The sequence below is a fragment of the Luteimicrobium sp. DT211 genome (assembly GCF_049844995.1).
Classification (GTDB): Bacteria; Actinomycetota; Actinomycetes; order Actinomycetales; family Cellulomonadaceae; genus Luteimicrobium.
Map to the genome: position 1 here is coordinate 375,459 of NZ_JBNCMC010000004.1, position 15,050 is coordinate 390,508.

The 15,050-nt window shown below is 73.1% G+C and carries 17 protein-coding genes; 13 read left to right on the forward strand and 4 right to left on the reverse strand.

Annotated elements, in window-relative coordinates; all coding sequences use genetic code 11:
- The first annotated feature begins 23 nt into the window (after positions 1–23).
- The 7 genes from ACLQ14_RS12555 to ACLQ14_RS12585 all read left to right on the forward strand — a co-directional run bounded on the left by ACLQ14_RS12555 (position 24) and on the right by ACLQ14_RS12585 (position 4,842).
- The gene (locus ACLQ14_RS12555; protein ID WP_425813453.1) at positions 24–323 is read left to right on the forward strand and encodes a hypothetical protein; all 300 of its coding nucleotides are present in this window, start codon (positions 24–26) and stop codon (positions 321–323) included.
- 2 nt (positions 324–325) lie between these two features.
- On the forward strand, positions 326–1,786 hold the full coding sequence (locus ACLQ14_RS12560) for a hypothetical protein (RefSeq protein ID WP_425813455.1): 1,461 nt from the start codon (positions 326–328) through the stop codon (positions 1,784–1,786).
- A 26-nt stretch (positions 1,787–1,812) separates the two neighbouring features.
- Positions 1,813–2,427, forward strand: coding sequence for a hypothetical protein (locus ACLQ14_RS12565; protein WP_425813457.1), 615 nt, complete (start codon positions 1,813–1,815; stop codon positions 2,425–2,427).
- A complete protein-coding gene (locus tag ACLQ14_RS12570) occupies positions 2,424–3,092 on the forward strand; it encodes a hypothetical protein (protein WP_425813459.1) in 669 nt (222 codons plus the stop codon). Before ACLQ14_RS12565 ends, ACLQ14_RS12570 begins: the two co-directional genes overlap by 4 nt.
- On the forward strand, positions 3,089–4,048 hold the full coding sequence (locus ACLQ14_RS12575) for a hypothetical protein (RefSeq protein WP_425813461.1): 960 nt from the start codon (positions 3,089–3,091) through the stop codon (positions 4,046–4,048). The genes ACLQ14_RS12570 and ACLQ14_RS12575 overlap by 4 nt, the downstream gene beginning before the upstream one ends.
- A 105-nt stretch (positions 4,049–4,153) precedes the next feature.
- On the forward strand, positions 4,154–4,450 hold the full coding sequence (locus ACLQ14_RS12580; protein WP_425813463.1) for a WXG100 family type VII secretion target: 297 nt from the start codon (positions 4,154–4,156) through the stop codon (positions 4,448–4,450).
- 125 nt (positions 4,451–4,575) lie between these two features.
- Positions 4,576–4,842, forward strand: coding sequence for a hypothetical protein (locus tag ACLQ14_RS12585; protein WP_425813465.1), 267 nt, complete (start codon positions 4,576–4,578; stop codon positions 4,840–4,842).
- Between the two features lie 15 nt (positions 4,843–4,857).
- On the opposite strand, the gene ACLQ14_RS12590 is transcribed toward ACLQ14_RS12585, so the two are convergent.
- The gene (locus ACLQ14_RS12590; RefSeq protein WP_425813467.1) at positions 4,858–5,103 is read right to left on the reverse strand and encodes a hypothetical protein; all 246 of its coding nucleotides are present in this window, start codon (positions 5,101–5,103) and stop codon (positions 4,858–4,860) included.
- 167 nt (positions 5,104–5,270) lie between these two features.
- On the opposite strand from ACLQ14_RS12590, the gene ACLQ14_RS12595 reads away from it, so the two are divergent.
- The 6 genes from ACLQ14_RS12595 to map all read left to right on the forward strand — a co-directional run bounded on the left by ACLQ14_RS12595 (position 5,271) and on the right by map (position 10,266).
- On the forward strand, positions 5,271–5,567 hold the full coding sequence (locus tag ACLQ14_RS12595; protein ID WP_425813463.1) for a WXG100 family type VII secretion target: 297 nt from the start codon (positions 5,271–5,273) through the stop codon (positions 5,565–5,567).
- 211 nt (positions 5,568–5,778) lie between these two features.
- Complete coding sequence (locus ACLQ14_RS12600; RefSeq protein WP_425813463.1) at positions 5,779–6,075, forward strand: WXG100 family type VII secretion target; 297 nt, start codon at positions 5,779–5,781, stop codon at positions 6,073–6,075.
- Between the two features lie 92 nt (positions 6,076–6,167).
- The gene (locus ACLQ14_RS12605) at positions 6,168–6,794 is read left to right on the forward strand and encodes a hypothetical protein (protein WP_425813469.1); all 627 of its coding nucleotides are present in this window, start codon (positions 6,168–6,170) and stop codon (positions 6,792–6,794) included.
- A 277-nt stretch (positions 6,795–7,071) separates the two neighbouring features.
- The gene (locus ACLQ14_RS12610) at positions 7,072–8,487 is read left to right on the forward strand and encodes an FAD-dependent oxidoreductase (protein ID WP_425813471.1); all 1,416 of its coding nucleotides are present in this window, start codon (positions 7,072–7,074) and stop codon (positions 8,485–8,487) included.
- Between the two features lie 77 nt (positions 8,488–8,564).
- The gene (htpX, locus tag ACLQ14_RS12615; protein ID WP_425813473.1) at positions 8,565–9,455 is read left to right on the forward strand and encodes a zinc metalloprotease HtpX; all 891 of its coding nucleotides are present in this window, start codon (positions 8,565–8,567) and stop codon (positions 9,453–9,455) included.
- A 46-nt stretch (positions 9,456–9,501) separates the two neighbouring features.
- A complete protein-coding gene (gene map / locus ACLQ14_RS12620; protein WP_425813475.1) occupies positions 9,502–10,266 on the forward strand; it encodes a type I methionyl aminopeptidase in 765 nt (254 codons plus the stop codon).
- Between the two features lie 254 nt (positions 10,267–10,520).
- Here map and ACLQ14_RS12625 read toward each other — a convergent pair whose 3' ends face one another.
- The 3 genes from ACLQ14_RS12625 to ACLQ14_RS12635 are packed head-to-tail and all read right to left on the reverse strand — an operon-like array spanning position 10,521 to position 14,928.
- A complete protein-coding gene (locus ACLQ14_RS12625; protein ID WP_425813477.1) occupies positions 10,521–12,335 on the reverse strand; it encodes a phospholipase C in 1,815 nt (604 codons plus the stop codon).
- A 32-nt stretch (positions 12,336–12,367) separates the two neighbouring features.
- Positions 12,368–13,705 carry an iron uptake transporter deferrochelatase/peroxidase subunit gene (gene efeB / locus ACLQ14_RS12630; RefSeq protein WP_425813479.1) on the reverse strand — a complete coding sequence of 446 codons (1,338 nt, stop codon included), beginning with the start codon at positions 13,703–13,705 and terminating at the stop codon, positions 12,368–12,370.
- On the reverse strand, positions 13,702–14,928 hold the full coding sequence (locus tag ACLQ14_RS12635) for an imelysin family protein (protein ID WP_425813481.1): 1,227 nt from the start codon (positions 14,926–14,928) through the stop codon (positions 13,702–13,704). Before ACLQ14_RS12635 ends, efeB begins: the two co-directional genes overlap by 4 nt.
- Positions 14,929–15,050 lie beyond the last annotated feature (122 nt).

Below are 15,050 nucleotides of genomic sequence, written 5' to 3' on the forward strand. Positions count from 1 at the left end.
CGCGACGAGGAGAGGGGTGACGGGTGGCGGGCTACGACCTGAAGCTCGACATGGACGAGCTGCGCGACCTCGCGAAGGACCTGAAGTCGGTCCTCGACGAGTTCAACGACGCCGACGACAACTCCGAGGACACGGCCGACGCCACGGGCCACGACGGCCTGCGCAGCGAGGTCCAGGACTTCGCGGACGGCTGGAAGGCGAAGCGCGCGGAGATGATCGACGACGTGAGCAAGCTGCAGGGCATCGTCCAGCAGATCGTCGACACGTTCAGCAAGGTCGACAGCGACCTCGCGAAGGCGCTCGAGCAGAAGGCGGGGAGCTGACCGTGTCGGACCGGCAGTACGGGGAGATCGAGGGCGACCCCGGCACGCTCGCGAAGAAGGCGACGAGGTACCAGGAGATCGCCGACGCGATCCAGCGCTCCACCCGCACGCTCGACAAGATCGCCGACCAGGTCGAGCAGAAGTCGCTCGCGATGGAGAAGACGCGCAGCCTCGCGCGCGACGTCTCGAAGGACATCTCGAAGGCGCTCGACCGCTACCGCACGACCGGCGACGCGCTGGCCAAGTACGAGAAGGTGCTCAGCCAGGCGCGCGCCGACGGGAACCCCCAGGTCGCGAGGATCGCGGCGCTCCACGCCGCGTTGTCGGCCGCGCGGAGCTCCGAGTTCCACGCGCAGCAGAACGCGGACTCGACCGCGTCTGCGTCGTCGTCCCACCCCGACGACGTCGCCGACGCCAAGCGCATCGCGCACCGGGCCACGCAGGAGCGTCAGGACGTGGAGGACGAGCTCGCGGCGGCGCAGAAGATCTGGGACGACGCCGAGGCGTCGAAGAACGTCGCCGCCGAGGCGGCGCGGAGCGCGATCGTCGAGGTCGTGTCGGGCTCGAGGGTGCACGGGCTCAAGGACTCGCGGTGGGACAAGTTCACGTTCTACCTGGGCAAGGCGTACGAGGTCTTCAAGGTCGTCTGCGACATCGCGGGCGTGCTCTCTATCTTCCTGGGCTGGGTGCCGTTCCTCGGCCAGGCGCTGATCGTGCTGGCCGCCGTGGGGGCGGTGCTGTCCGTCGTCGAGGCGGCCGTCAACGTCGCGACCGGCAAGGGGAGCTGGGGCGACCTGTTCCTCGCGGCGGGCATGGCGGCGCTCACGATCTTCGGCGGCAAGCTGCTCGCGCTGGGCGCCGACGCGGTCAAGGGCCGCGCCGTCCTCACGCTCGCCGAGCGGGTGGGCCCGACCGCGGCGCGCGAGACGGCGGGCGTCGGGAGCGAGCTCACGGCGGCCTACCGGACGATGGGCCAGTCGACGGGCCAGCGCCTGCTCGGCATGCTGAAGTCGCCGTGGGTCCGGAGCACCGCGCAGCGCGAGATGTTCCGCGACTTCCAGACGTCGGCGGACAAGCTCCCCGCGTTCGGCCGCATCCTCAAGCAGTCGGCGACGGAGGCCTTCCCGGCCAACCCCTTCAAGGGCGGGGCCGAGCGGTGGCTCTTCCAGAACGAGAGCGTCGAGAAGCTCGGCAAGCTGGCCGCGGACCACCCGAACCTGTTCACCGACGGGATGCACGCGCAGACCGCGCTCCTGCAGCTCGGCGCCCATGCCAACGCGGTCTTCTCGCTCGGTCGCGCCGGCGTCGGGGTGTACCAGGCGGCGACGGGCAGCGACGCGTTCGGTACTGTCACCGGGTCGGCGGCGATCGGGACGCGGCCGATGGAGGGCAGCTTCGGCGACATGGTCTCCGGGCTGGGCTCGATCAAGGACCTCGCCGACACGATCGACGAGATGGTCTGACCGTCACCGACCCAGGAAGGAGCCCGGTGGGTTCCGTCACCGCACTCTCCCTCGCGCTGCCGGACGGCTGGCACGAGGTTCCGTCCGCCGCCGACGAGGCGTGGGCCCGCGAGCTCGCGGCCGGCCTGGCTGCCGGCGCGGCCGTCGGCGTGGCGGCGTCGCTCGCCGAGGACCTCGCGCGCGTCGTGGAGGTGCTGCGCCCGGGGCGCTCCGAGGGGGCGCTGGGGGCGGTGCTGGTCCGGCAGCCCGAGAGCGGGCTGGCGGACGCGATGGTCGCCGTGACGGTCCACCGCGGCGTGACCGTGGAGGGGTACGAGCTCGAGCTGGACGCCGTGGTCGAGGACGCCCTCGCGAGCGGTGCCGTGTTCGCCCAGGCCTTCGGGATCGACGACGTGCCCGCGGGGCCCGCGCGCGGCGCCCACCTGGTCGCCACCGAGATCGCGGAGCAGGAGGAGGACGACGACGCCGTCCTGCCGGTGCTGCAGGAGCGCGTCGTCGTGTCCGTGTTCCCGCACGGGACCCCGGACATGGTCGAGGTCCTGGTGCTGCCGGACAGCATGTCGACGTTCGCGGACACGGTCGCGGAGGCGGCGTCGCTCTGCGGGGGTCTGCGCGTGTCGACGCAGGAGGCTCCCGCATGACCCGTCCCCTGACCCTCGACGAGGGCCGGCTGCGGATGGTGCTCCCCGGATCGTGGGTCAGCGTGCCCATGGAGGACGCGGCCCGCGCCCAGGCCGAGGTCCGCCGGACCGTCCGCGACCGGGTGGGCCGCGCCGACCGGCTCGCTCGGCTCCGCCGCGAGGCCGTGAACGACGTCCTCGCGACCGTGGCGCAGGCGGTCGAGGTCGGCGCGCACACGTTCCTCCTGGCGCTGGAGCTGCTGCCCGGCGTCCCCTTCCCGGCGGCGGTGGTCGGCACGGACGCAGCCTGGCCGGACGACGTCGCCGGACTGCTCGAGGAGGGCCGGGTCGCGGACGCGCTCGCGTCCGCGTTCCCGGACCGCGAGATCGTGGAGATGGCGCACGGGCCGGTCGCGCGCACGACGGACCTGACGCGGGACTCCGTCGGGGAGTCGAGCTACTTCACGCTGCACCTGGAGTACCTGGTGCCCGACCCGGCAGGCGTCCTGCTCCTGCTGCGCGTCAACGTGCCCACGATCCCGGAGGTCGAGCCCTTCGCGACGCTGTTCGACGAGATCGTGGACTCCCTCCGCTGGGCGCCGGGCCGGGGTCGCCCCGCGACCCCGCAGCCTGACGGGGCCGCGGAGCCGCAGGACGTCGCCGGTGCCGCGGAGCCCCGGTCGTGACGCCCGAGCAGCGGCCCGAGGCCGCGGACGACGAGGCCCGGCTCGAGGCCTGGTTCGCGGGGCGGGACGCGGACGAGGCGCCGGACGCCGGCGGAGGGGTGCCGTTCGAGGACGCCTCGATCCCCGTCGGCGGTGGGGCGTGGCGTGCGGTCGCCGGTGCCGGCTGGTTCTGGTACGGCTCGGTGGTGCTCGCGGTCGCGCTCGTCGGCTGGGTCGTGGTCGCGGGGGGCGCGACGATCCGGGCCGCGCGCGCGGGGAGCCCGCTGTCCGCCGCGGACACCCTCGCGGCGGTCGGCTGGGTGGGCGTGGTCGTCGGCGGGCTGGTCGTGATGAGCCTGGTCTGGGTCGCCGAGCTGGGCCGGCGCGGGCGGGTCGCGCGCTCGACCCGCGAGCGCACGACGCTCCTGCCGCAGGGCACGAACGTGGCCCGCATCCGGCCGCTGGGGATCGGCTGGCACGTCGCCTGGCTGGTGCTCCTCGTGGCGTTGACGGTCCTGTTCGTCGGCGTCGGCCTCGACGGGCGATGGTTCCTCGACGAGCCCGACGACGGAAGCTTCGCGGTGCTGTGGTGGTTCTGCGGGCTCGTGACGGGCTTCGTCTCGGGCGTGCTCCTCGTCTCCCTGGTCAAGAAGCTCGCGCTGGCGCGCCGCGCGCGCCGGGGGGCGCCGGCCCCGGAGCGTCCGTCGGCGTTCTGGCGGTGGTTCGACTACCGGTGGCGCTTCGACCTGTGGCTGAGCGGGCTCGGCGCGGCGGCCGTGTCGATGGGGGCGGGGGTCGCGTGGCTCGTCGCGAGCACCCCGGACGGCGAGATGTCCTCCGGCGACGCGCACGCGTTCGCGGTGCTCCAGGCCGCGCTGCTCGCGGGCGGCGTCCCGCTGCTGCTCGTGGGGCTGTGGTGCGGGCTGCAGTACTGGCGCTCGGGCGAGGCGCTCGGGTCGGGCGAGTCGTTCGCCTGACGGGCATGGGGAGTGCTCCCCATGTCGGGTGGGTGGTGGTGGCCGTTACGGTGGGGTGCAGTCGGGCCGCAGGGGCTCGCGAGGACCGAACCTGGGAGCTTTGTCATGGCGAACGTGAATGTCACCTACGACGAGATGCGGAACGCGGCGGGGCAGCTGCGCAACGGTCAGCAGCAGCTGACGGACACGCTGCAGCACCTGAAGCAGCTCGTGGACAACCTGGTCGCGGGCGGGTTCGTGACGGACCAGGCGTCGGGCGCGTTCCAGACGTCGTACGAGCAGTTCACGCACGGCACGACGCAGGCGGTGTCGGGTATCGAGGGCATGGCGCACTTCCTGGAGCAGGCGGCGCAGACGCTGTCGGACGTGGACTCGCAGCTGGCCTCGGGCATCCGCGGCTGACGTCTTCCGCAGGGTGCGAACGGCGCACGGGGCCCGTCCCCGTGCGCCGTTCCGTCGTCTCGGCGGACCGGTACCGTTCTCACGAACGGTCGCCGGGCCCGGCGACCGGACTCGGAAGGGGAACGATGGCTCGGCGTGCGCGTCCCGAACCCTGGCAGATGGCCGTCGTCGGTGCGGTGGGCGGGGCGGCGATCGGGTTCGTCGTCGTGATGACGGGATGGCTGCTGCGGGAGGGGACGGGGACGGGCGACCCGTTCGACTACTTCCGTGCCGTGGGAGCCGGGTTGTCCGACGGCACCACGTGGCGGGTCGTCGGCTGGTGCGGTCTCGCGGGTGCCGCGGTGACGGCGCTGATCGAGGCCCTGGTCTGGCTGCGGACGCGCCGCCGCTGAGCGGGCGCCGGTGAGTCAGCTCCTGGGGTCGCGCACCGCGTCCTGGGTGGCGATGCTCCTCGACGCGCGGGCGATCGACAGGGTTCCCAGCACGGTGAGGGCGCACGCGACGACGAAGATCACGGCACCCACCCATACGAGCGCGGCGAGGTGCCCGACGATCCCGACCACGACCAGGACGCCGCCGACGAAGGTGAGGGCCGACGTCGTGAGCCGGGTGCGCCGGCCTCGGGCGACGAGACGGTCGTGCTGCTCGGACATGATGCTCCGTGGGTCGTGGCGGGGTGGCCGGGTGTGCCTGACACCGTACCGAAATCCCGGCGAGGGCATGGGGAGTGCTCCCCATGTCGGGTGGCTGGGGGTGGCCGTTACGGTGGGGTGCAGTCGGGCCGCAGGGGCTCGCGAGGACCGAACCTGGGAGCTTTGTCATGGCGAACGTGAATGTCACCTACGACGAGATGCGGAACGCGGCGGGGCAGCTGCGCAACGGTCAGCAGCAGCTGACGGACACGCTGCAGCACCTGAAGCAGCTCGTGGACAACCTGGTCGCGGGCGGGTTCGTGACGGACCAGGCGTCGGGCGCGTTCCAGACGTCGTACGAGCAGTTCACGCACGGCACGACGCAGGCGGTGTCGGGTATCGAGGGCATGGCGCACTTCCTGGAGCAGGCGGCGCAGACGCTGTCGGACGTGGACTCGCAGCTGGCCTCGGGCATCCGCGGCTGACGTCTTCCGCAGGGCGCGGACGGCGCACGGGGCCCGTCCCCGTGCGCCGTTCCGTCGTCTGCGGGGCCGCGCGACGCCGTCGTCCGGGACCGGCCGGCGTCGTCGTCCACATGGGGAGGGCTCCCCATGTCGGAGAGCGCGGCCGGGCGGCTATGGTGGCCGTGCAGTCGGGCCGCAGGGGCTCGCGAGGACCGAACCTGGGAGCTTTGTCATGGCGAACGTGAATGTCACCTACGACGAGATGCGGAACGCGGCGGGGCAGCTGCGCAACGGTCAGCAGCAGCTGACGGACACGCTGCAGCACCTGAAGCAGCTCGTGGACAACCTGGTCGCGGGCGGGTTCGTGACGGACCAGGCGTCGGGCGCGTTCCAGACGTCGTACGAGCAGTTCACGCACGGCACGACGCAGGCGGTGTCGGGTATCGAGGGCATGGCGCACTTCCTGGAGCAGGCGGCGCAGACGCTGTCGGACGTGGACTCGCAGCTGGCGTCGGGTATCCGCGGCTGATATCGCACGACGACGGCGGGGCGGTGGCGACGTGCCACCGCCCCGCTGTCGTCCGTATGCGGGTCGACGTGAGGCTCGGGAGGGGGAGTGACATGGCGAAGAACGACGGGTCTGCGGCGGAAGGGCGTCGGCGCGGGTACCTGTGGGTCTTGGTCGCGGTGGCGGTCGTCGGCGTGCTGAGGCTCGCGGTGCAGGTGGGGCGCGACGGCAGCGACGCGGCGGTCTGGGTGATCGCGGTGCTCGTGGTCGCGCTGGTCGTCGTGGTGACGGTGGCGGTGGTGCTGCGCCGGATCGGTGCGCTCGCCCGACGCGTCGCGCGGCGTCGGCCCGGCGCGGCCGTGGTCCCCGCGTCGGCGGCGGCGGAGATGGCGGACGTCGCCCTCGCGCTCGGTGCCTCGCGTCGCGGGATCTCGGGCCAGGGCGGTTCGGTGGTGGCCGTGGCGGTGCTCCCGGACCGGCTGGAGGTGTGGGTCGGCAAGGACGACGAGCCGCGCTGGAGCGTGCCGCGCGTCCAGGTCGCCTCGGTGCACGTGGCGTCGGCGGTGTTCGGCGCGCGTCACCGTGACGCTGTGCAGGTGACCGTCCGGTCGGGCGCGGTCGTGCTCGCGGTCGTTCCGGCGTACCGGCCGATGCGCTCGATGGCGGGCTCCGCCTCGCGGCAGGATCTCGAGCGCGCCGTGCGGGAGATCTCGGGCGCCCCGGCGGTCGCGGGAGGCTGAGCGGTCGCACCCCGCGCAGACACATTCGTCCGTCCGCTGAGACGGCCTATCCGAGGCGCGAGACGGACGCCACACTGGTCGTGCAAGGTCGGCGTCCTAGACTCGGGGGAGCACACCCTCGACGACGCTGCGGCCTCACCGTTCCGGCTCCGGCGCAGGACGCCGAGCCGCCCGCCTCCCGGCAGGTGAGCGGCAGCGGTCCGCGGACGGCGTCGGGGACACCACAGCGTCCGGAACACCCAGTGTCTGAATCCCCGTACGGAAGGCGTCATCCCACGTGACCAGCAACCGGCCCCTGCGCGTCGCCGTCGTCGGCGCCGGCCCCGCAGGCATCTACGCCTCGGACATCCTGTCGAAGACCGACCTCGACGTGAGCATCGACCTCTTCGAACGGCTGCCCGCCCCGTTCGGCCTCGTGCGGTACGGCGTCGCCCCCGACCACCCGCGCATCAAGATGATCATCGACGCGCTCCACAAGGTGCTGGGCCGCGGCGACATCCGCCTGATCGCGAACGTGGACTACGGCGTCGACCTCAAGCTCGACGACCTGCGTCAGTTCTACGACGCGGTGATCTTCTCGACCGGCTCGATCCGCGACGCGGCGCTCCCGATCCCGGGCATCGACCTGCCCCGCTCGTACGGTGCCGCCGACTTCGTGTCCTGGTACGACGGGCACCCGGACGTGCCGCGGACGTGGCCGCTCGACCAGCAGAAGGTCGCCGTGCTCGGCGCCGGCAACGTCGCCCTCGACGTGGCGCGCGTCCTGTCGAAGCACGCGGACGACCTGCTGCCCACCGAGATCCCGGCCAACGTGTACGAGATCCTCAGGTCGAGCCCCGTCACGGACGTGCACGTGTTCGCGCGCCGCGGTCCGGCGCAGGCCAAGTTCTCGCCGCTCGAGCTGCGCGAGCTGGGCCACGTGCCCGACGTCGACGTGATCGTCTACCCGGAGGACTTCGAGTTCGACGACGGGTCGATGGCGGCGATCAGCTCGTCGAACCAGACCAAGCAGGTCGTGAAGACCCTCACCGACTGGACGCTCAAGGACCCGGCCTCGTTCACGGCGTCGCGCCGGCTGCACCTGCACTTCCTCCACGCGCCGGCCGAGGTGCTGGGCGACGAGGAGTCGGGCGTCACGGGGCTGCGCACGGAGCGCATGCGGCTCAACGGGGACGGCACCGCGTCGGGCACGGGCGAGTTCCACGACTGGGAGGTCGGCGCGGTCTACCGGGCCGTCGGCTACTTCGGGTCGCCGCTCGCCGAGCTGCCGTTCGACGAGCTCAAGGGCGTCGTGCCCAACCGGGAGGGCCGCGTCATCGACATCGACGGCGAGCACATCCCCGGCGTGTACACGACCGGCTGGATCAAGCGGGGTCCGGTGGGCCTGATCGGGCACACCAAGTCGGACGCGTCGGAGACGATCCGGCACCTGGTCGAAGACGCAGCGGATGCGGCCGCTACCGAGGACGCCGTCCCGACGACGCCGCTGCCCGAGGCCGCGCACCGCGACCCCCAGGCGATCCTCGACTTCCTCGCGGAGCGCGGCGTCGACGCGATCGACTGGACCGGCTGGCTGCGCCTGGACGAGCACGAGCGCGGGCTGGGCGAGCCGCACGGCCGCAAGCGCGTCAAGGTCGTCCCGCGCGACGAGCAGGTCGCGATCTCGCTGGATCGCGCCACACCGAAGGACTGAGCCCCACCCAGGCCGGCCGGGCGTCGTCCACCGACGGCGCCCAGCCGGCCTTCAGCCTGCCCGGGTAGCGTGGGGCCATGGGACACCGTCATTTCAACGGCCTCAAGACCGCGCTGCTCTTCGGCGTGCTGTGGGCCGTCCTGCTCGCGATCTGGGCGCTGTTCTTCCGCAACTCGGTGGGCATGCTGTGGTTCTTCGTGTTCCTCGGCCTCGCCTCGACCGCGTACGGGTACTGGAACTCGGACAGGATCGCCATCCGCTCGATGCAGGCCTACCCGGTCACCGAGCAGGAGCAGCCCGTGATGTACCGGGTCGTGCGCGAGCTCTCCGCGCGCGCGAACCAGCCGATGCCCAAGCTGTTCGTCTCGCCGACCCAGGCGCCCAACGCCTTCGCCACGGGCCGCAACCCCGAGCACGCGGCCGTGTGCTGCACCGAGGGCATCCTGGGCCTGCTGGACGAGCGCGAGCTGCGCGGCGTCCTCGGCCACGAGCTCATGCACGTGTACAACCGGGACATCCTCACGTCGTCGATCGCGGCCGCGGTCGCCGGCGTCATCACGTCGCTCGCCCAGTTCCTGCTCTTCTTCGGCGGGGGCGGCGACCGCCGGGACAACAACGGCGGCAACGTGATCGCCGCGCTCGCGCTGGCGATCCTCGCACCGCTCGCGGCGACGGTCGTCCAGCTCGCGATCTCCCGCACCCGCGAGTACGACGCGGACGAGGACGGCGCTACGCTGACGGGCGACCCGATGGCCCTCGCGTCGGCGCTGCGCAAGCTCGAGAGCGGCACCCAGGCCGCCCCGCTGCCCGCCGACCAGAAGCTCGTCGACGTCTCGCACCTGATGATCGCCAACCCGTTCAAGGCGGGCGCAGTCTCGAAGCTGTTCTCGACGCACCCGCCCATGGCGGACCGGATCCAGCGCCTCGAGGCCATGGCCGGCCAGCAGGGCGGCATCACCTACTACTGAGCCCGCACCACCGTCCCCGCAGCCCGACCGACTGGAGCGCACGCCCGTGGCACTGAAGACCCCCGCCGAGATCGACGGTATGCGGGAGGCGGGGCGCGTCGTCGCCCGCGCCCTGCAGGCGTGCCGCGAGGCCGCCGCGGTCGGCGTGACGATGAAGGAGCTCGACCAGGTCGCCCGCGACGTCATCTTCGGCGCCGGTGCCACCTCGCCGTTCCTGGACTACCACCCGTCGTGGGCGCCGACGCCGTTCCCGGGCGTCATCTGCGCCAGCGTGAACGACGAGGTCGTGCACGGCATCCCCACGGAGTACGCGATCGCGGCCGGCGACCTCGTGAGCATCGACTGCGGGGCCACGCTCGACGGCTGGACTGGCGACGCGGCGGTCTCGTTCGTCGTCGGCGACGCGCGGCCGGAGGACCTCGAGCTCATCGCGACCACCGAGCGCGCCCTCGAGGCGGGGATCGGGGCGTCGGTCGTGGGCAACCGCATCGGCGACATCGGTTACGCCATCGACAAGATCGCCCGCAAGGGCCGCTACGGGAACCTCGAGGACCACGGCGGCCACGGCATCGGGCACACGATGCACGAGGACCCGTTCATCCCCAACGAGGGTCGCCGCCACAAGGGCGGCGAGCTCCGCGCGGGCATGACGATCGCCATCGAGCCGATGTTCATCCTCGGCGGCTCCGGCGCGTACCGGTACGGCGACGACGGCTGGACGCTCCTGTCGCGCTCGGGCGGCCGCGCCGCGCACGTCGAGCACAGCATCGCGATCACCGCCGACGGTCCCGTGATCCTCACCGCCCTCTGACCGGTCGACCGGCGCCGGGGCCCCCGCCCCACCCCCCTCTTGCCGAACACGGGCTCCCGGTCCGTCCGCTGCCGCGGACGGACCGGGAGCCCGTTGTCGCGGGGCCGGGATCCCGTGCACGGCCCGACGGCCCGGGCGGGAGAGCTGCGAGATCCTCGCGCGTGCCGTCGTCGGGAACACGACGACGCCCGGGCCGTGACCGACCCGGGCGTCGCGTTCACCGTGCAGGCGCGCTGCCTGTCACGGTGCGGTGATCAGAACCACGTGGCGCAGCCGGGCGAGCCGCGGCCCGACCCGTTGCCCGCGCCGTGGCCGGGCTTGGACGGCTTGCCGTGGCCGCTGCCCTGGCCGTTCCCGTTCCCGTTGCCGTTGCCGTTGCCGTTGCCGTTGCCGTGCGCGGCGACGACGGACTTCACGGAGCCGTCGTCCTTGAGGACCACCTGGGGAGCCTTGCCGGCGCTGTTCCCTGCGAAGGAGAACATCGACCCGATCGACCCGGCGGTGGCGTCGAAGGACGCGTCGCCGATCCGCCCCGTCTTCCAGTTTTCCTCGACGAACCGCAGGACGGAGGCCTGGGTCGTCTGGGTGTGGTCGACGTAGTTCGTCTTCGCGTAGGGCGAGATGACGACGAGCGGCAGCCGCTGGCTGGGCCCGCAGCGGTCGGCGTACCCGCCGGCGACGGTGGTCACCGAGGTGCACAGGCCGGTGTCGCCGTTCGCGGCGTCGTTCGACCCGTTGGAGACGGCGGGCGCGACGTGGTCGTACCAGCCGTCCGAGTCGTCGTACGAGACCACGATCGCGGTGCTGTCCCAGAACTTGGACTTCTCGATCGCGTTGATCTCCTTGACGAGGAACTTCTGCTCGTCGATCGGGTCGGAGTACGACGCGTGGCCGTCCTGGGCCTCGGGGGCCTTGAGGAACGACACGCTGGGCAGGTTGCCCTGCGCGAGCGCGGTGTCGAAGTCGGTCAGGTCGTACTCGTGGTTCGCCTGGTCGGTGTGACCGATCGCGGCCGTCGACGACGGCGCCAGGTGGTGCGGGTTCGACGTCGACTTGTAGTACGCGAACGGGTTGTGGTGCGGGGAGTAGTCGACGACGGACGCGCCCGCGACGTTGGTCGTGGTGGCGTCGCACTTGGCGTAGTCGCCGGTCTTCCCGTCCCAGGTGGTCGTGGGGCGGAAGCCGCCCTGGAACCAGCCCCACGTGACGTTCTTGGCGTTGAGCAGGTCGCCGATGTTGGTGCCCTGCATCCCGACGACGGCGTTGGTGGACGTGTGGTCGGCGTCCGCGCAGTCGTCGTAGACGGGGTCGGGGTCGGCCGTCACGGTGCCGACGCCGGCCGCGTTGGGCGACTTCACGCCGTACGCGTCGGGCGTCGCGGTCTGCTTGCCCGTCGTCGGGTCGTAGGAGATCGCGCCGTGCGTCTGGCCGGAGACCAGGTTGAGCGCGCCCGGCGTGGACGGCCCGAAGGTGGCGTCCCAGCTGTTGTCGCTCATGGCGTAGTGCTGGGCGTAGTTCCACAGGCCGGTGACGGTGTTGCCGTCGTAGTAGTCCATGCCCAGGCCGGGGGCGCCGAACTGTCCGGTGCAGGTGTCCTTGCTGGTGTTCTGCACGAACTTGTCCATCGCGCCGTTGTCGATCGCGAGCTGCTCGGGGCCGTAGTTGTGGTTCTGGTCGCACGTCACGGCCTGCGTGGACGCCAGGCGGGTCGGGGCGTACAGGTTGGGGTTCTTCGTCAGCAGCCCGGCGGCCTTGGCCGTGTCCGCCTTCGGGGTGCCCTTGGCGGCGGTGAACGTCGTGCCGTCGGTGTTCGCGGCCTGCGGGTAGGTCGCGAAGTAGTGGTCGAACGAGACGTTCTCGTCGAACAGCACGACGAGGTGCTGGATCGGGGTCGTCGTGGACGACGCCGGCGAGCCCTTGGACCGCGACGACGTCGTCGTCACGGTGCTCCGGGCGGTCGCGTGGTGACTCGACGCGACGGCAGGCAGGACGCCTCCGCCGGCGAGCGCGAGCCCGGCGATCGCTGCGGCGGACGCGACGGTGCGCGTCCGCGTGGCGAACAGAGCCATGGGGGTGCCTCTCTGTGGGGGGGTTGGGGCAGTCAGGCGAGCAGCCGGCTGGCGTACCAGTCGTCCGCCGCCCTCACCCCCGGGAGCGCGAAGTAGTAGCCGCCCCCGAAGGGTGAGATGTAGTCGACGAGCGGTTCGCCCGCGAGGCGCTTCTGCACCGCGACGAACTGCCGGTCGAGGTCCTGGTTGAACGCGACGAACACGAGCCCCATGTCGAGGTTGCCGTTGGCGTCCGTGCCTGCGTCGTAGTTGTAGGGGCGCCGCAGCATCCGCAGCCCGTCGGTGCCGGGGGTGCGCGGGTTGGCGAGCCGGATGTGCGCGTCCATCTGGATGACGTCGCCCGTGGGGTCGCGCTCGAGGTGGGGGTCGTCGAACTCGTGGGTCCCGGTGAGCGGGGCGCCCGTGTCGCGGCGGCGGCCGATCATGTTCTCCTGCTCGTGCAGGGACACCCGGTCCCAGAACTCGACGAGCATCCGGATGAGCCGCACCACGTGGTAGCTCCCGCCGGCCGTCCAGGCGGGCTCCACGACGGCGGGCAGCCCGTCGACCGCGGCCACCCGCCCCGCGCGCGTCCACACCACGTCTCGCACGGCGTCCCCGTCGGTCGTCGACGGGTTGGCGGTGCCGTCCTTGAAGCCGAGGAGGTTGCGCGGCGTCCCGCTGGGCCGGGGCGGGGACGCGAACCCGTCCTGGCGCCAGCGCACCTGCATCGCGCCGCGCGTCGCCCGGGCGATGTCCCGCACCGCGTGCACGACGGCGTCCGCGTCGTCCGCGCAGACCTGCAGCAGCAGGTCCCCGTCGCACCGCGCGCGGTCGAGGGCGTCGTCGGGGAACGTGTCCATGGGCCGCAGCCGGGCGGGCCGGCGGTCGGCGAGCCCGAACCGGTGGTCGAACAGCGACGCCCCGACCGACGCGGTGATCGACAGGCCCGCGGGCACGACGTCGGGCCCGAGGACCCCGGAGTCGACCGGGGGAGCGCCCGCGCCGGCGCCCGCGGGCGTCCCTCCCGTCGTCAGGAACCGCGCGCGGTCCGTGAGCGTGCGGAACAGCTCCTCGAGCTCGGCCCGCGAGCCCGCGGTGACGTCGAGCGCGAGGAACGCCGCCTGCTTCTGGAGCGGCGTGAGGATCCCCGCCTGGTGCGGGCCGTGGAACGGCACGCCGCGGGCGCCGTCGTCGGTCGTCGTGGCGGGTGCGTCGGTGGCGGCGCGTGCGGTGCGGGGGGCGAGCGCCCCCAGCCCGACGACGCCGGCCGCCCCTGCGACCGAGCGGAGGAACGTGCGCCGTCCCGGCCCGCCCGCGGGGAGCGGGTCGGCGCGGTCGGGCTGCGTCGGCGTGCCGCCGCGTGCCGCGTCGAGGTCGGCGTGGTTCACAGGGCCCTCCGGGGGTCGGTGAGCGCGGCGACGGCGGCGAGGCGTTCGACGCAGGCGTCGGCCTCCGCGTCGAGCCGCTCGCGCTGGGCGGTCGTCAGGTCGGTGCGGGCCGTCCAGCGGCCGTCGTGGTCGTAGCCGCGCACGGTGCGCTCGAGCGTGTCGAGGGCGTCGTCGACGTCGGTCAGGTCGACGCCGCGCGCCTTGAGCAGCGGCCGCAGCGCGGTGAGCGGCTCGCGGGTCCCGGTCACCGCCGCCTCGACCTCGGCGAGCGTCGTCGCGCTGGCGCCGTCGGCGGCCCCGGTCAGCTGCACCTGGACGGCGTCCTCGAGGATCTCGTGCGCGCGGATCCCCAGGTCGACGGGGTCCACCTGCGCGGCCGGGAAGTCGGCCCGCAACGCCGCGACCTCCTTGACGAGCCCGCGGGTCACGGGCCGGACGGCGCTCGCGGGCCGGCCGGCCCAGAGCAGCGCCTCGGCGCGCCGGAACCCGGTGAGGCCGCTGTCGGCCAGGGCGCTCGTCCCTGTCGCGGGGAGCCCGTCGATGGCGTCGCCCAGGTCGCCGAACGCGTCGTACGCGCCGCCGAGCGTCCCGTACGTCGTGTGGGCGGTGAGCCAGTCGCGCCGGGCGGCGCGGAGGTCGCCCCGCGCGACGTCGTCGTCGAGGGTGCCGACCTCGCGGGCGAGCGTCGCGAGGTGCGCCCCGACCCAGGCCTCGTACGTCTTGACGGCGGGGACGAGGTCGGCCTGGGTGATCGGGACGATCCCGGGCGTCGCCGCGGTGCCCGCGGGCAGCGTCCCCGTGACGCGGACGACGGGCCCGAGCACGGGCTCCTCGTCGGCCTGGACGCAGACCACCCGGTAGCTCCCGGCCGCCAGCGTGACCTCGGCGGCGGCCGCCGCCCCGGGCCCCAGGGCCTCGAGCTCGAGGTACTCGTGGGCCCGCGTCATGTCGGGGACCGCCTCGGCGACCGCCACGTCCATGCCGCCCGTGGACGTGTTGGTGGCGTCGAGGCGCCAGGTGCCGGCCGGGCCGCCGGTCCACCCGGCGCCGCAGTCGCTCTGCCCGGCGTGGACGGCCGCGGACCTCACGCCGTCCGACGGCGTGGTCGGGCTCCCGGTGCCGTCGGCCCCCGAGGCCGTGCAGCCCGCCAGCCCGAGCGTCGCCAGCCCGAGGCCGACGGCGGCGGCCGTCGCGCGCCACCGGGCTGGTCGTGCTGCTGGCATGCGTGGGCTCCTCCCGTCGGGGAGCGGGCGCTCCCGGTCGACCGTAGGTAGTTGACGAACGTGAAGTGCCCGGGTTGGGCAAGAGTTCACCGAGGCGTCACGCGGAGGTCCCCGTGCGCTCG

Excerpts from the sequence above, each read along its gene's own strand:
- ACLQ14_RS12570 (WP_425813459.1), top strand. The coding sequence starts at position 2,424 with ATGACCCGTCCCCTGACCCTCGACGAGGGCCGGCTGCGGATGGTGCTC.
- ACLQ14_RS12580 (WP_425813463.1), top strand. The coding sequence starts at position 4,154 with ATGGCGAACGTGAATGTCACCTACGACGAGATGCGGAACGCGGCGGGG.
- ACLQ14_RS12585 (WP_425813465.1), top strand. The coding sequence starts at position 4,576 with ATGGCTCGGCGTGCGCGTCCCGAACCCTGGCAGATGGCCGTCGTCGGT.
- ACLQ14_RS12590 (WP_425813467.1), bottom strand. The coding sequence starts at position 5,103 with ATGTCCGAGCAGCACGACCGTCTCGTCGCCCGAGGCCGGCGCACCCGG.
- ACLQ14_RS12595 (WP_425813463.1), top strand. The coding sequence starts at position 5,271 with ATGGCGAACGTGAATGTCACCTACGACGAGATGCGGAACGCGGCGGGG.
- ACLQ14_RS12600 (WP_425813463.1), top strand. The coding sequence starts at position 5,779 with ATGGCGAACGTGAATGTCACCTACGACGAGATGCGGAACGCGGCGGGG.
- ACLQ14_RS12605 (WP_425813469.1), top strand. The coding sequence starts at position 6,168 with ATGGCGAAGAACGACGGGTCTGCGGCGGAAGGGCGTCGGCGCGGGTAC.
- htpX (WP_425813473.1), top strand. The coding sequence starts at position 8,565 with ATGGGACACCGTCATTTCAACGGCCTCAAGACCGCGCTGCTCTTCGGC.
- ACLQ14_RS12625 (WP_425813477.1), bottom strand. The coding sequence starts at position 12,335 with ATGGCTCTGTTCGCCACGCGGACGCGCACCGTCGCGTCCGCCGCAGCG.
- ACLQ14_RS12635 (WP_425813481.1), bottom strand. The coding sequence starts at position 14,928 with ATGCCAGCAGCACGACCAGCCCGGTGGCGCGCGACGGCCGCCGCCGTC.